The 13,723-nt window shown below is 66.4% G+C and carries 16 protein-coding genes; 8 read left to right on the forward strand and 8 right to left on the reverse strand.

What is annotated here, in order from left to right; genetic code table 11:
- The first annotated feature begins 32 nt into the window (after positions 1 to 32).
- On the forward strand, positions 33 to 1,370 hold the full coding sequence (glmM, locus tag AB0L91_RS16625; protein WP_365010774.1) for a phosphoglucosamine mutase: 1,338 nt from the start codon (positions 33 to 35) through the stop codon (positions 1,368 to 1,370).
- A gap of 132 nt (positions 1,371 to 1,502) precedes the next feature.
- Positions 1,503 to 1,877 carry a hypothetical protein gene (locus AB0L91_RS16630; protein ID WP_365010777.1) on the forward strand — a complete coding sequence of 125 codons (375 nt, stop codon included), beginning with the start codon at positions 1,503 to 1,505 and terminating at the stop codon, positions 1,875 to 1,877.
- Here the strand turns inward: AB0L91_RS16630 and AB0L91_RS16635 are convergent, their stop codons facing one another.
- Both AB0L91_RS16635 and AB0L91_RS16640 read right to left on the reverse strand, forming a co-directional pair.
- On the reverse strand, positions 1,878 to 2,309 hold the full coding sequence (locus AB0L91_RS16635) for a hypothetical protein (protein ID WP_355271434.1): 432 nt from the start codon (positions 2,307 to 2,309) through the stop codon (positions 1,878 to 1,880).
- A gap of 8 nt (positions 2,310 to 2,317) precedes the next feature.
- Positions 2,318 to 3,958 carry an ABC-F family ATP-binding cassette domain-containing protein gene (locus AB0L91_RS16640; protein ID WP_365010780.1) on the reverse strand — a complete coding sequence of 547 codons (1,641 nt, stop codon included), beginning with the start codon at positions 3,956 to 3,958 and terminating at the stop codon, positions 2,318 to 2,320.
- A 146-nt stretch (positions 3,959 to 4,104) separates the two neighbouring features.
- On the opposite strand from AB0L91_RS16640, the gene AB0L91_RS16645 reads away from it, so the two are divergent.
- The 6 genes from AB0L91_RS16645 to AB0L91_RS16670 all read left to right on the forward strand — a co-directional run bounded on the left by AB0L91_RS16645 (position 4,105) and on the right by AB0L91_RS16670 (position 8,559).
- Positions 4,105 to 4,296 (forward strand): PspC domain-containing protein, encoded by a 192-nt coding sequence (locus AB0L91_RS16645; protein ID WP_355271437.1) that lies wholly within the window; start codon positions 4,105 to 4,107, stop codon positions 4,294 to 4,296.
- 94 nt (positions 4,297 to 4,390) lie between these two features.
- On the forward strand, positions 4,391 to 4,699 hold the full coding sequence (locus tag AB0L91_RS16650) for a DUF6802 family protein (RefSeq protein WP_365010783.1): 309 nt from the start codon (positions 4,391 to 4,393) through the stop codon (positions 4,697 to 4,699).
- A 100-nt stretch (positions 4,700 to 4,799) separates the two neighbouring features.
- Entirely contained in the window at positions 4,800 to 5,132 is a 333-nt protein-coding gene (locus AB0L91_RS16655; RefSeq protein WP_365010785.1) for a hypothetical protein, read from the forward strand.
- 9 nt (positions 5,133 to 5,141) lie between these two features.
- Complete coding sequence (locus AB0L91_RS16660; protein WP_365010787.1) at positions 5,142 to 6,908, forward strand: hypothetical protein; 1,767 nt, start codon at positions 5,142 to 5,144, stop codon at positions 6,906 to 6,908.
- 50 nt (positions 6,909 to 6,958) lie between these two features.
- Positions 6,959 to 7,384 (forward strand): hypothetical protein, encoded by a 426-nt coding sequence (locus AB0L91_RS16665; protein WP_365010789.1) that lies wholly within the window; start codon positions 6,959 to 6,961, stop codon positions 7,382 to 7,384.
- A gap of 83 nt (positions 7,385 to 7,467) precedes the next feature.
- On the forward strand, positions 7,468 to 8,559 hold the full coding sequence (locus AB0L91_RS16670) for a serine/threonine-protein kinase (protein WP_365010791.1): 1,092 nt from the start codon (positions 7,468 to 7,470) through the stop codon (positions 8,557 to 8,559).
- Between the two features lie 21 nt (positions 8,560 to 8,580).
- On the opposite strand, the gene AB0L91_RS16675 is transcribed toward AB0L91_RS16670, so the two are convergent.
- From AB0L91_RS16675 to AB0L91_RS16700, 6 genes are read right to left on the reverse strand one after another with little or no spacing between them, the layout of a single operon-like run.
- Complete coding sequence (locus tag AB0L91_RS16675; protein ID WP_365010792.1) at positions 8,581 to 10,530, reverse strand: hypothetical protein; 1,950 nt, start codon at positions 10,528 to 10,530, stop codon at positions 8,581 to 8,583.
- A gap of 3 nt (positions 10,531 to 10,533) precedes the next feature.
- Positions 10,534 to 10,872 (reverse strand): hypothetical protein, encoded by a 339-nt coding sequence (locus AB0L91_RS16680; RefSeq protein ID WP_365010794.1) that lies wholly within the window; start codon positions 10,870 to 10,872, stop codon positions 10,534 to 10,536.
- A gap of 22 nt (positions 10,873 to 10,894) precedes the next feature.
- Positions 10,895 to 11,236 carry a hypothetical protein gene (locus AB0L91_RS16685; RefSeq protein WP_357346547.1) on the reverse strand — a complete coding sequence of 114 codons (342 nt, stop codon included), beginning with the start codon at positions 11,234 to 11,236 and terminating at the stop codon, positions 10,895 to 10,897.
- Positions 11,233 to 12,024 (reverse strand): ESX secretion-associated protein EspG, encoded by a 792-nt coding sequence (locus tag AB0L91_RS16690; RefSeq protein WP_365010795.1) that lies wholly within the window; start codon positions 12,022 to 12,024, stop codon positions 11,233 to 11,235. Before AB0L91_RS16690 ends, AB0L91_RS16685 begins: the two co-directional genes overlap by 4 nt.
- Positions 12,021 to 13,193: a hypothetical protein gene (locus AB0L91_RS16695; protein ID WP_365010797.1), complete on the reverse strand. Its 1,173-nt coding sequence runs from the start codon at positions 13,191 to 13,193 to the stop codon at positions 12,021 to 12,023. Before AB0L91_RS16695 ends, AB0L91_RS16690 begins: the two co-directional genes overlap by 4 nt.
- On the reverse strand, positions 13,190 to 13,696 hold the full coding sequence (locus tag AB0L91_RS16700) for a hypothetical protein (protein WP_355271456.1): 507 nt from the start codon (positions 13,694 to 13,696) through the stop codon (positions 13,190 to 13,192). Before AB0L91_RS16700 ends, AB0L91_RS16695 begins: the two co-directional genes overlap by 4 nt.
- Between the last annotated feature and the right edge of the window lie 27 nt (positions 13,697 to 13,723).

The following is a 13,723-nucleotide window of genomic DNA, read 5'->3' on the forward strand; positions in this document are numbered from 1 at the left end:
TATTCGGGGACCTACTACCAGTAGAGGGTTTTATGGGACGGCTGTTCGGCACAGACGGTGTTCGTGGGCTCGCCAACGAGTCGCTGAGCCCGGAACTGGCGATGCGCGTCGCGGGTGCGGCCGCGCAGGTGCTCTCGCGCGGCAAGAAGCGCGCGGTCGCGGTCCTCGGCCGTGATCCGCGGGCCAGCGGCGAGATGCTCGAGGCCGCGGTGACCGCGGGCCTGACGTCCGTCGGTGTCGATGTCCTCTCGGTGGGTGTGCTGCCCACCCCGGCCGTGGCGTATCTGACCGGCCTCTACGACGCGTGCTTCGGCGTGATGATCTCCGCCTCGCACAATCCCATGCCCGACAACGGCATCAAGATCTTCGCGGCGGGCGGGCACAAGCTCGACGACGCCGTGGAACAGCGGATCGAAGCGCTGATCACCGAGGGCGTCACGGTGCGCCCGACCGGCGCAGGCATCGGCCGCGTGCGCGGTGACTACACCGTCGAGGGCACCCACGAACGCTATGTCGAGCACCTGCTCGAATCCACCGGCCAGGACCTGTCCGGGCTGACCGTCGTCGTCGACTGCGCGCACGGCGCGGCCTCGGAGGTGGCCCCGCAGGTGTACCGGGAGGCGGGCGCGACGGTGATCGCGATCAACGCCGAACCCGACGGCCTCAATATCAACGACGGCTGCGGCTCGACCCACCTCGACGCGGTCCGCGCCGCCGTCCTCGCCAATGGCGCCGACCTCGGCATCGCCCTCGACGGTGACGCCGACCGGTGCCTGGCGGTGGACGCCGCGGGCGAGATCGTCGACGGTGACGCGATCATGGCCGTGCTGGCGCTGGCCATGCGGGAGTCGGGCGAGCTCGTCGCCGACACCCTGGTCGCGACCGTGATGAGCAACCTGGGCCTGCACATCGCCATGCGCGCGGCGGGCATCACCGTGCTCACCGCCGCCGTCGGCGACCGCTACGTGCTGGAGGAACTGCGTCGCGGCGGGTACAGCCTCGGCGGCGAGCAGTCCGGGCACGTCGTGTTCCCGCGCTACGGCACCACCGGTGACGGCGTGCTCACCGGGCTGCGGCTGATGGCGCGGATGGCCCAGACCGGGCGTCCGCTGAGCGAGCTGGCCGCGGTGATGAGCACCGTGCCGCAGGTGCTGGTGAACGTGCCGGTCAGCGACAAGGCCGCGGTCGCCGTGGCCCCCGAGGTGCGCGACGCGGTCGCCGAGGCCGAGCGGATCCTCGGTGAGTCCGGCCGGGTGCTGTTGCGGCCCAGCGGAACCGAGCAGCTGGTGCGGGTGATGGTCGAGGCCACCGATCCGGCGCAGGCGCGGCAGCTCGCCGATGATCTGGCCAAGCGGGTCGCGGCCGTCTAGCTCCACCTGGCGGGTCGCGCCCGGCCCATCTACTATCGGCATACGCCGTATGGACCTGTGTGCCGGTGGCGCGTGTGCTGCTCGGCGCACCGGATAGTTTGGCGCGCAGCACGATTCGAAGGGGGCCGATTCATGGTGCCGCCGCTGCCTGCCCGGAACTATCGCGACGAGGACCGCTACCCGGTCGAGTACGGCGAGCCCGATCCGTATCACCGCTGCGGCGGGGCGTGCGGCAGGCCGGGGTGCCGTGATGTGCCGCAGGGGTATTCGCACACCGTCCCGATCCGCGACGAGGGCTACGGCCAGCCGGTCGAGCACTACGAGCCGGTCCCCGAACCGACGCGCGGCTACGCGTTCCCGGTGCCGCGGATGCCGCGGTCCCGGTCGTTCATCGTCGTCGTGACGATTCTCTTCGTGACCGGTGCCGCCGGACTGGTCGGCGCGAAACTCGGGTCCGACATCGACCTGTTCGGTGCCCCGGCACCGGCCGTGACGCAGTCGTTCTGATCAGAACTGGCCGACGGCGAATCCGCTGAACAGCACCAGGAACCCGCCGACCTCGCCCGCCATCAGCCCGTACATCGACAGCCGCAGTTCGGCGGGGATCCGCCCGGCGAACTGGTTGGTGGTGTCGCGCCGCCATCCGTGCAGCGCGTAGCTGGCGATCGCGCCCGCGAAGAACGCCAGGATCACCAGGTCGGCGGTCAGATTGACGATCGTCGGCCAGGCGCTCAGCTCGGTGAACACCGCGAGCAGCACGCCGGCGAAGGAGTACAGCAGCGCCGCGCGATGCGCGATGTCGACATAGACGTGCGCCGCGCCATCGGCCGAGGTGCGGATGCCGTGGTACTTCCACACCCCGAGCAGCAGGGCACTCAGGAAGATCAGCCCGGTGACCAGCAGCGTGACGCGGGTATCGATGCCAAGTGTGAGGTCCATGGACCGTCCTAACCCTCGGTGAGCGACCCGCCCGCCATGTGCCAACGGCGGGTCGCACGAACAGAATCCAGCATCCGGCGATCATGCGTCACCAGAATCAGCGTGCCGGTGAAGGATTCGACCGCCTGCTCGAGCTGTTCGATGGCGGGCAGGTCGAGGTGGTTGGTCGGCTCGTCCAGGACCAGCAGGTTCACCCCGCGCGCCTGCAGCAGCGCCAGCGCGGCCCTGGTGCGCTCGCCGGGCGACAGCGTGTCACAGGCCCTGGTGACGTGCGGGCCGCGCAGCCCGAACTTCGCCAGCAGCGTGCGCACCTCGGCGTCGGGCCAGTCCGGCATGGCGGCGCCGAAGGTGGCGGCGAGTGGGTCCTGGCCGCGGAACAGTCCGCGCGCCTGGTCCACCTCGCCGATCAGCACCCCGGAACCCAGTGCGGCCGAACCGGAATCGGGCGCGATCTTGCCAAGCAGCAACCCGAGCAGGGTGGATTTACCCGAACCGTTGGCGCCGGTCAGCACTATCCGGTCGGCCCAGTCGATCTGCGTGGTGATCGGCCCGAGCGTGAAGTCGCCCCGCCGAACGACGGCGTTGGCGGCGGTCGCCACCACCGCGCCACTGCGCGGCGCGGTCGCGATCTCCATCCGCAGTTCCCACTCCTTGCGCGGCTCCTCGACCACGTCCAGCCGCTCGATCCGGCGCTGGGTCTGGCGCGCCTTGGCCGCCTGCTTCTCGGTGGACTCGGCGCGGGTCTTGCGGCCCATCTTGTCCGAGTCGCCCTTGCCCTTGCGCCGGGCATTGCGCACGCCGTGCTCGAGCCAGTTGCGCTGCATCTGGGCCCGCGCCTCCAAACCCGCCTTGGTGTCGGCGAATTCGTCATACGCCTCGCGCGCGTGCCTGCGGGCGATCTCGCGTTCGGCCAGATAGGACTCGTAGCCGCCGTCGTAGAGCCCGACCTGCTGCTGGGCCAGATCCAGCTCCAGCACCCGATTCACGGTGCGCGCCAGGAACTCCCGATCGTGGCTGATCACCATCAGCGGCACCCGGACGCCCTTGACGAAGCGCTCCAGCCGGTCCAGGCCGTCCAGGTCGAGATCATTGGTCGGCTCGTCGAGCAGCAGGATGTCGAAGCGCGACAGCAACACCGAGGCCAGACCCGCGCGGGCCGCCTGCCCGCCCGACAGCCCCGTCATCGGGGTGTCCAGGCCGCCGGCCAGCCCATCGGTGAGCCCGAGATCGGCGGCCACCTCCTCCGCGCGCTGATCCAGGTCGGCGCCGCCGAGCGCCAGCCAGTGTTCGAGGGCGGGGGAGTAGTCGTCGTCCCCGCCGTCACCGAGCCGCTCGGCGGCGGCGTCCATCACCAGCTGCGCGTGCGCGACCCCGGTGCGCCGGGACAGGAACCCGAGCACCGTCTCGCCCTCGATCCGCTCCGGCTCCTGCGCCAGATACCCGACCGTCGCGTCCGGCGGACTGAGCGTGATGCTGCCCTCGCCCGCCACCCCGTCGGCCAGCATCCGCAGCAGCGTCGACTTGCCGGCGCCGTTCACCCCGACCAGCCCGATCACATCGCCGGGTGCGAGGGTGAAATCGAGGTCGGCGAACAGCGTCCGCTCGGCGTGGCCCGCGGACAGACCGGTGGCTTGCAATGTCGTGCTCACCGCCTAAGTCTGCCCGTCTCGGGGTCGGACCCTGAGATCGGGCCCTCCGGAAATCAGGGTGCGGATGGGTCTGCCGACCGATGCGGGCCGGGGTCCGGTCTCGGCACAGTGGAGTCATCACCGCTTCCCGAGGAAGGCAACACACAATGACTGCCCCCGCCCGCCGCTTCACCCGTTCGACCAGCGACAAATGGATCGCAGGCGTCTGCGGTGGCATCGCCGAGTACTTCGGCTGGAACGCCAATGTCGTCCGCCTGGTCTTCGTCGTCTCCTGCCTGCTGCCCGGCCCCCAGTTCCTCCTCTACCTGGTCCTGTGGCTGATCATGCCCAAGAAGTAAGGCCCGACCGCTCCGCCGACCGCTCGCGGATGACAGGATGGTGGCAACCCCGCCGCGCCGTCATCCGCGAGTTTTCCGTTTGAGGAGGAGTCCCATGGTCACCTCGGGCGACATCCCCGGCCTCGGCCTACCCGACATCGACGCCCATTCCCCCCTGGGCGGCCTCGGCCCGGTCGAGCTCCATTCCCCGTCCCAAGACCTCGACGGTGACGGAGTCGTCGACTCCCTCACCGACGCCACCCCCCACGACACCACCATCTGGTCCGACTACGACCACGACGGTTTCGCCGACCATGTGACCGTGGTCGAGGCGGATGGGGACTACGCGGCCTGGGAGTACCACCGACATCCCGACGGGACGTCGGAGTGGCGTCGAACCGACCAGGGGAACCTGGGGAAGTGAGTGAACTCGGCCCGCCGGTGAGGGAACCGGTGGGCCGGGTCGTGCGTCGAAGTAGGTAGTGCGCCGCCGTGGCGTGCTCGAATCGGCTGAAGGTGGGGGAATGGGCGACACAGTTTCGGGCGGACTCGTGGTGAACCAGGCCGCGATGACGCAGACGGTCAACAGCTTGAAGGACACGGTGTCGACCACCCGTACCTCGGCGAAGCAGGTCGCGACGGCGGAGTGGGTGGCCGCCGATGCCGGACGGGCCTATACCGGCAGCGGACAGAAGATCGATGCTGCTCTGGATCGGGTCGTCAGCTGGGCGAAGGTCTGGACGAGCGCGTCCGAGGGGCTCGCCGACGCGATCGGGAAGGCGGCCGTCGAGTACACGGATGTCGACACGAAGACCGCCCGTGGACTCGACGGTGCCGCGCCGGCACCCGCGAAGTGAGGCGGGGCCATGACGAAATCCACGAACGAGCTCCTCGACGACGGAGCTCCCGGTCTCCAGTACTTCGAACAGCTGGGCCCGCGCTACGTCGAGGCCTTCGGCGGAAGCTTCAACTTCTACGAGTTCGTGCGGCCGTACGACAACGAGCGCGATATGAACATCACCAAGCTCGATGCCGCCGCCACTGCGCTCCGGCAGTTGCTGACGACAGCTGATTCCAAGATCACCGCTCAGCAGTCGGCTGCCCAGTCGATGCAGACGGGCTGGCAGGGAGCGGCCGCTGAAGCCGCGGCGGGTCAGCTGGGCCGGATCGCGACGATGGCCGGCGAGGACCGCGACGCGGTGCGGAAGTTCGAAGCGGCGTTGACGAAGGCGGCGGCTGAGATCCCCGGGCTCGTCAAAGCCAAGGCTGACACGGTCTCGAAGTTGACCGACGGCGCGGTGGAACTGTACGTCGGGGGGAAGACCAAGAAGATGCCGACGGTCGGCGGATTGGATCCGACCGCGATCGACAGGGTGATCCGGGGAGCCGAGAGCGGGCACATCCTCAACAACGACTTGGACACCATGACAGGCCACCGCAATTCGGCAGGCGCGGAGGATGTGCCGAACAGCGCCAAGGAGATCAAGAACACGACCTCGACGGAATACAAGGACGCGATCAAGGCGATCTGCAAGCGGTGGCTGTCGGTGGTCTTCATGCCTGACTACAACGGCAAGGTGCAAACCTTCAACGATCAGTGCACTACGACGAAGATGGCCGTCGAAACACTCTTCAACGCCGTCGAGACCGCTGCCGCGGGCGTTGTCGAACGAAGCTACCCATCCGTGTCCGGAACCGGTACCGCACCAGTCGAAACCAAACAGCAGCCACAGGGCGACCAGCCGAAGACAACCGGGGACCAGACGACCCCGGCGGGTACTCAGGCGGGTGACCAGACGACATCGAACGGCGGCCAGACGACGGCCGCCGGCACCCAGTCCGGCGATACGACGACCACCGGGTCGACCGTCAAGACGACCACCGGAACGAAAGACACCAGCACCACGGACGACGACAGCAGCGACGACGATGATGACTCGGATACCAGCGAGGCGCTGAGCACGCTGACCTCGACTATCAGCGAGCTCGGCACTACCCTCTCGGAGGCGCTGACCGGCGATCTCGGTGACACGCTCACCTCGGCGATCGAATCGGTGGGCACGTCGATCAGCGATGGCATCGAGCAGATGACCGAGCAGGCGAGCAGCTTGCTGTCCGGCGAGAGCGCGGCTTCCTTCCAGCTCGGTGACACCAAGGTGAGCATCGAAGCCGGCGAGAACGGGCTGTCGTTGACGACCACCGACGCCAACGGCGGTTCGACGCAATACAAGCTGACGCTGGACGAGAACGGGCTTCCGGTGCTGACGCAGGAATCCACGTCGACCGACGGTTCGACAACCGGCCAGACGGACGACACCTCGGGCGTACTGGGTTCGGGCACACCGCAATCCGGCACGGGGCAGGGCGAAGCCGGGCTCACCGATGCCGGAACCGGAGGCCGCGGTGGCGCGGATGCGACCACGTCGGAGACTCCCGATCTGACGAATGCTCCGGTCACCAGCGAGATCGGCTCGGGCGAGCAGTCATCGGGTTCCGTCGCGGGTGGAGTGCCCGTCGGTCCTCGGTCGACCAAGCAGGAGACCGATGGTGAGCATGTACCGAGCGTCGAGGATCACCCGGTGAGCGATCCGGGCGACAGTGGTGCGGTCCTCGCCGAGGCGGGGCCGCTGTGACTCCGGTGACCGGTGGCGACCGGCACACGAGACCGGGAGAATGATCGACCGTGGACTACGCGGCAGAGATCGAGCAGATCGCGGCGGACGCGCGTCGGCGTTCGGCGATGCTCATGGACGAGATCGACGAGATCAATCGCCAGACCTCGCTCCGGGCAGAACAGTTCGCCGTCGACGCCGCGGAGCGGCTCCGCGAGTTGGCCGAACAGGAATCCGCGGACGAGGAGCCCGAAACCCACGAACCGCAACCGGTTCCGGAGGAGCCGGTGCAGCGAATCGCGCCCGCACAGCCATTGCCACCGCCCACGCCGTATGTCGCGAACCCGAACCTGTCCCCCGAGCAGCAGCAAGCCGAGATCAGGGCAGCGGTCGCCCGGGCGAAGGCGGCCCGGCAGGCCAGATCGACAGTCGCACCGTCGGATGGTGACTACGACTCCGAGTCCGAGTACTACCGTCGCTCGACCTGGCTGGACTGACTTGGTCTGATCGGGCAACCTGAGCCCGTTCGGCGTGGGCGCCGAGATTGCACGAATCATGAGTGGATGCAGTGGGGGACAGGGTGGCTGAGAACGGTTTCATCGCCGGGTACGAACTCGAGCGGGTACTCGGGCGCGGAGGCATGGGCGTCGTATATCTGGCGCGCCATCCGCGGCTGCCGCGATCAGTGGCGTTGAAACTGCTGGACGAGCAGATGTTCGGCGACGAGGAGGCCCGAGCGAGGTTCGCGCGGGAGGCGGACCTCGCCGCGCGGCTGGACCATCCGAATATCGTCGCGGTGCTCGATCGCGGGGTCGACAGTGGGCGGCCGTGGATCGCCATGCAATACGTGCGTGGGATCGATGCCGCGGCGGTGGGCGTCTTCGAACCCGAGCGGGCGGTACGGATCGTCTCCGAGGTCGCGGGGGCACTGGATTTCGCGCACAACCACGGTGTGCTGCATCGGGACATCAAGCCGGGGAACATCTTGCTCAGCGCACCCGAACCAGGTCGGCCGGAACAGGTCTTGCTGGCCGACTTCGGTATCGCGCGACTGCATTTCGATCAGAATCCGCTGACACAGACCGGGGCTTTCACCGCGACCTTGGCCTACGCATCGCCTGAACAACTGGCGGGACTGGCATTGGACCCTCGGTGTGATCAGTACTCGTTGGCCTGCACATTGTTCGTGTTGCTCACGGGCAGAGCGCCTTTCGCTGCGACGAATCCCGTGGCTGTCATCCAGTCCCATATGTCCGCCGAGCCGCCGGCGCTCTCTGCACACGGTGTCGGCTTGCCGGTCGTACTCGACCCGGTGCTACGACGGGCGATGGCGAAGCGGCCCGAAGATCGTTTCGGGTCGTGTGGGGAGTTCGCGGACGCGGTGCGGCACGCGTTTCGTGCTCCGCTGGTAGGAGCGGAGATACGGGGTACCGCCACGGCCGTGCGACGATCCGCGCCGACGGTCGTCGCCCCGGCCCCGCCCGTCCCGGATCGACAGTCGATCGCGTCGGCGCGTCCCGCACCGGTGAGCTCCAGCGGCCGCCCGAGCATTAGCCGGTCGGCCACCGGTCGAGGCGGGAAACAGGTGTGGCGGCAGCGTGCGGAGACGATCGGTGTCGTCCTCGCGCTCGGCTGGATCCTCGCGATCATCTTGCTGGCCGTCCTGAGCTGACAACCGAACCCGGGGACGAGCTCAGAGCGGGCCTGCCTCCGCCAATTCGGCTCCGGAGTCGCCCACAACCGGCTGCTGACCACCGGGAACAGTGGACGGCAAAGGCTCGTTCTCGGGTTCGGCCGTCCACGACGGGGCCCCGTTGTAGCTGCCCGGGTTGTGCTCAGCCTCCTGGCCTCTGGCGTTGAGCGAGCCCGTGGGATTCGCCGTCGCGCCCGATGACGTCGCGGCGTCTTCGAGACCCGCGGGGCCTTGGCCCGAGGACGTCGAGGGCTCTCCGGTGCCGACAGAGCCGGTCGATGTGGTGTCGCTGACCACCGGGATGCCGTTCTCGTTCAGAGTGAGGCCGTATTGATGGGTTGTGCCGGTGGAGTCCGTAGTGGTGAGCTGGACCTGTCCGTTTTCGCCGGTTGCCAAGCTGAGAGTGGTTCCGGCGATGTTGAATTCGGTGGACCCGGTACCGCTGAACAGGGTGCTCAACTGCTCGATGCCACTGGTGATCGACGTACCGAGCGAGCTCAGACCGGTGCCGATCGATTCCGCGATGGACTCGGCCGAGGACGATGACCCCGACGTCAGGCTCGACAGTTCGCTGACCACCGAGCTCAATGTGGACAGGCCACTGGAGACCGTGGAGAGCAGGCTGCTCAGATCCGTGGTCGTGGTGTCGTCATCGTCGTCTGTAGTTGTCGGGTTCGTGGTGCCCGCGGTGGTCGTCTTCGCCTCGTCCGTCGTCGTGCCGGTAGTGTCTCCGGTCGTCGTGCCGCCGGCACCGGTCGAGGTATCGGTTGTGGTGCCCGCCGGGTTGGTCGCGGGTGAGGTGCCAGGTGACTGGGGGTTCGGCTTCTCGGTGGTAGGTGCGGGTGGTGTCGACAGATGCTCGACGTTGTTCAGCGCATCGGTGACGACCTTCAGATATGCCTTGACCGCCGTGTCTGTTTCGGTGCACAGGTTTGTGTAGGCCCTGAAGTACCCCTCGGCGCTCTCGCGAAAGTGTATGCGCCATTGTTCGCACAGCGCCTGGGCCTGGTTGTCGAATTCGACCGGACCGGCCACGCTCTCGTCATCCGGATCCTTTCGTCCCCGCACAAATCGATCCAGCCCACCGCGATTCGGGCCGAACACCCCATTGTCGGCGAGTACTTGGATACGGCTTCGTACTTCGTCCCCCACTCCTCGTTTTGCGGCGTAGTTGATAATCATCGAGACATCATCGTTTTCGGCTGCCGCGTTGGGAGTATTGCGGAGGTTGATGCCCTGTCCACCGCTGTTTCCGTTTGTCATTTCGACACCGTTGATCTTGGTGACGTTATGGAGTTTGGCGAAGGCGTTAGCCTTTCGCTGGAGGCAGCTCTTGATGCCATCGACGGCGGCGTTGAGGATGCCCGGCAGCTGCCCGATCTCGGTGGAGGCCTCGTCTGACCAGGTGTTGAGGTTGCTGAGCTTGGTTTTCGCCGTAGTGCCGCTAGCGCCTTGCCATGCACCGTCGAGGACGCGAACCACCTGCTGTTGATCGGATTGTGCCGTCTCGATCTTCGGCAATCCGGCAGAGATTCGTTGAGCGGCGCCGACGAGGTGGTTGAGCTTCATGTCGGCTTGCTTGAAGTATGCCTTGCTGATTGCGTCCTTCGATTCCAGACAGATGCCGGTTGCAGCGTTCTCGCCGCCATGTCCCGAGAACTCATACCGCGCCTGCACGAGATGGAACCAGAGCAAGACGCTTTCATTATTCGCTGTCGAGATTTGGTACGGTCCCATGCCGACGGCGCTGTAGGATAAGATCTGCGCCGCATCGAATTGAGTGTTGTAGGCGCCGGAGTCGGTGGAAATCGACTCGTTTACCTTGACGTCGCCATCGCCATGATTTCCGTAGCCCGCCCACACCGCAGACCTGTCCTGGCCGGTGCCGTTGACGGTAACCCAGGATCCCGCATTGCCATCACCCAGACCGAGTTTGGAATTGTCTGCCATGAGCTACTTCCCCCCTGCGGTCAGGTCGCCCTTGCTGTCGACCGAGACCTTGCTGATCGCGCTGGAGAACTGATCGTCGGTGTACTGCACGCTGTTTGCGCTGTTGGTCAGTGCATCGCCGAACGCGGTGCAGGCGCTGGACCAGTTCTTCACAGCGCTTGCCATGTGCTCGAAACCGGTGACGATCGCCGCGGCCTCGGTCGCGTATTCACTCCCCAGGTCGTTCTTGCCGAACATATTTCCCCAGGAGCCGGCGACGGCCGAGAGCTCTTGTGCGGTGCTCTGCAGCTTTCCGCCCTGTGTGCGAACCGTATTCGTCTCGATGTTCAACAAGTCGCTCACCGGCAACCCCCTTCACTGTGACCTACACCAGCCATGAATCGCGACCGTATCCCTGCGATCGAGCCTCGTCGACGTCGGTCCAATCCGTCGGCTGCACATAGACTTCCCGGCTGTGGGCCGGTGAGGCTGTCTGCTGCGAGCGCATTCGGTACTCGTACATCAGCCGGTCCCGTTCCTCGCGGGCCTCCCGCGCCGCACGTTCCTCCGGCGTCTCGGCGCCGAATCCCATCGCGGCGACTCGCTCGCCGATTTGCTGGGTCGCCTCGTAGGCTTCGCGCTGGACTTGCTCGACACGGTCTTCGATCTGGTGGGTGGCGGCGATGTGCTCGTTGGTGATGCTGTCGATTCTGGCGAGCCAGTTCATCGCGGACCACCGCCCCATGGTGTCGACATGGCGTATTCCTCTTGTTCGTGCAGCCGGGTGAGGGCTCGGTCGATCCAGGTCGTGAAGAGCGTGGTCAGGTCGTTGGCGCCGGCCGGACTCAGCCGGACGTGCTCGCGGTTGCGCTGCATGAGGTAGCGGCCGTCGTCGGTGAAATCGAACCAGCGTGCGCTGGACCAGGGTTCCGGGCGATCGGTGACCGGGCCGGTCCGCAGCTGCGCCCAGGCGGTACCTTCGCGAGGGCGGTGGACGAACTTGTCGAATCGCTGCTTCGGCGTGACAGACCAATCCCTCGAGTCCGTCTGCTTCGGCGCCAGGTCATCGAGATGGAACGTTTCGGCCGCAGTGCGTCCGGCCGCGCACTCGGGGACGATCCACGAGAGTCGGCCGGGCAGTTGTTCCGGTCGGAGCAGCCGGCAGCGAATCCGCTCTTCGACTCCCTCGCGGGTGGCCGTTTGCGTCAGCATCACCGCGTGGTGGGGCGTCCGAGCGCCGATGACGCGGTACTCCTTCGCGGTGCCCTTGCCGAGGACACTCGATTCGCCCAGGATCTCCACCCGCAGTTGCGCGGTGGTGAGGGTGTGGAATGCGAGATCGATCAGCTCGTATGCGTCCCTGTCGTAGCTGCCGCGGACCGTCGCACGATGTCGGTCTACTTCCGCCACCGAGGACAACCGGCTGGTGTAGCCCAAGGGGAAGGGAAATCGGTCGCGACCAGTGCTGTACCAGAGCGCCGCGAAATCGTCCGGCTCCCAAGTCCATTCCGTCATTCGTCCCCGCCGATCACACCGCCGGGCAAGGCTTTCGGTGCTTCACCCAGGAGTTCCTCGGTATTCTCCATGTTCTTCAACCAGTCCGGAATGTCATGGGTGGACTCGTCGTCTTTCCCGCCACCGCGAGCGCCCGGTGCACCCATACCACCCATTCCGGCCATGCCACGTCCACCATTGGCGGCGGTACTGCCGAGGCCGGCAGCCGTCATACCGGCCGTCAGCGGGGTACCCGGCATCGACTTCCCGGGACCGGGCGCGGACGGAGATCCGCCACCCGGAGAGCCTCCGCCGCCGGGCGATCCCGAGCCAGGGGACCCAGAACCAGGTGAACCGGCCCCCGCTGGATTGGTCCCGGCAGGCGTGGTCGACAGCGACTCCGGCGTGGTCGAACTGGGCTCCGTCGAATCCTCGGTTTCGGGATTGTCGGTGCTCGAATCCTCGGTCGAGTCGTCAGCGGACTCGTCGTCTGTAGTGGTCGGATCCTCGGTGGTCGCCGGTTGTTCCGTTTCCGGGGTGGTGGCGCCTGAGGTGGTCGTGGTTGCGCCGTTGGTGGATCCGTTGGTGGATCCGTTGCCGCCGGGATCGTTATCCGGGTCGTAGGCGTACAGGGGGTTGACGGGGCTTATCGCGGCCGGAAGTACCGGGATCTTGCCGTCTGATTCCTTGAATTGGTTGATGTAGTGAGTCTGCATCGCCGTCCGGGCGTCTGCTTTCTCCTTATCGATCTGTTCTCTCGACCGCGGGCCGTCGGTCACCCAGTCGGCGATCTTTCCGGTCAGATCCCACGTATCGCGTCCGTTCATCGGCTCATGAACCTTTTGCTTGGTCATGACAACGGAATTGGCCGACAGGCCCACCTCGGAGGCGAGGGCCGACAAGGCGGGTGATAGCTCCAGCGCGCGAGTCGCGTAGTTCGTGATCGCTGTCCGTGAGGCTTCAGCGGCGTTGCCCTCCCACGCCGCGGAGCTGGAATGCTTGATGCGGGCGGCGAAGTACTCGACGGCGTTGTTCCAGCCGATCGAAAGTTCGTTGTACTCCTGAGCGGACTGTTGCGCGGTGGTCGGATCCAGTGGGTTGAACGAGCGGAAGATGTCCCAATGCTCGAACTCCTCGGTGTTTTCGCGGAGTGCGTCGGTGATCTTGGTCGGCTCGTTGGTGTGCGTCATGACTGGCCTACCGCGATCGAGATGGTGCCGGGTTCGATCTTGCCCGGCGGGTTCGTCGTGATCGGGCTGGCGGGCATGTTCGCCATCGCGCGGTCGTACTCGGCCGCGAAGGTGGCGTCGGCTTCGCGGTACTTCTGGGCGATGGTGCGGTGCAGGATCTGGATGTCGTCGACGATTTTGTAGTGTTGGTCGAGGATGTCGTAGACGTTGTTGGCGGAGTCCTTGGCGGGGTCGACGATCATGGCTTTGCCGCGGAATCGGCCGACCAGGACTTGCGCTGAGTTCAGGCGATCGGTCTTTTCGCCGAGTCCCCAATTCTCGCGTTCCGATATCCGTTGAGCCCGGAGCTGTAAATCCTCTATTTTAGCCTTGAATGCTTCGCAGTCGCGTTCGATGTAGGCGAATTCGTCGGCGTTCACCACGATATTGTTGCTGAAGCCGACCGTCAGATTCCCGTTCTTGGCCTGTTCGATCAGGCTTGCCAGCGGCGTCGAGTCAGCCATGGTTTCGCTCCCTCCCCGAAGCGTCAT

This window comes from Nocardia sp. NPDC051833, assembly GCF_040681225.1.
Taxonomy (GTDB): Bacteria; Actinomycetota; Actinomycetes; order Mycobacteriales; family Mycobacteriaceae; genus Nocardia.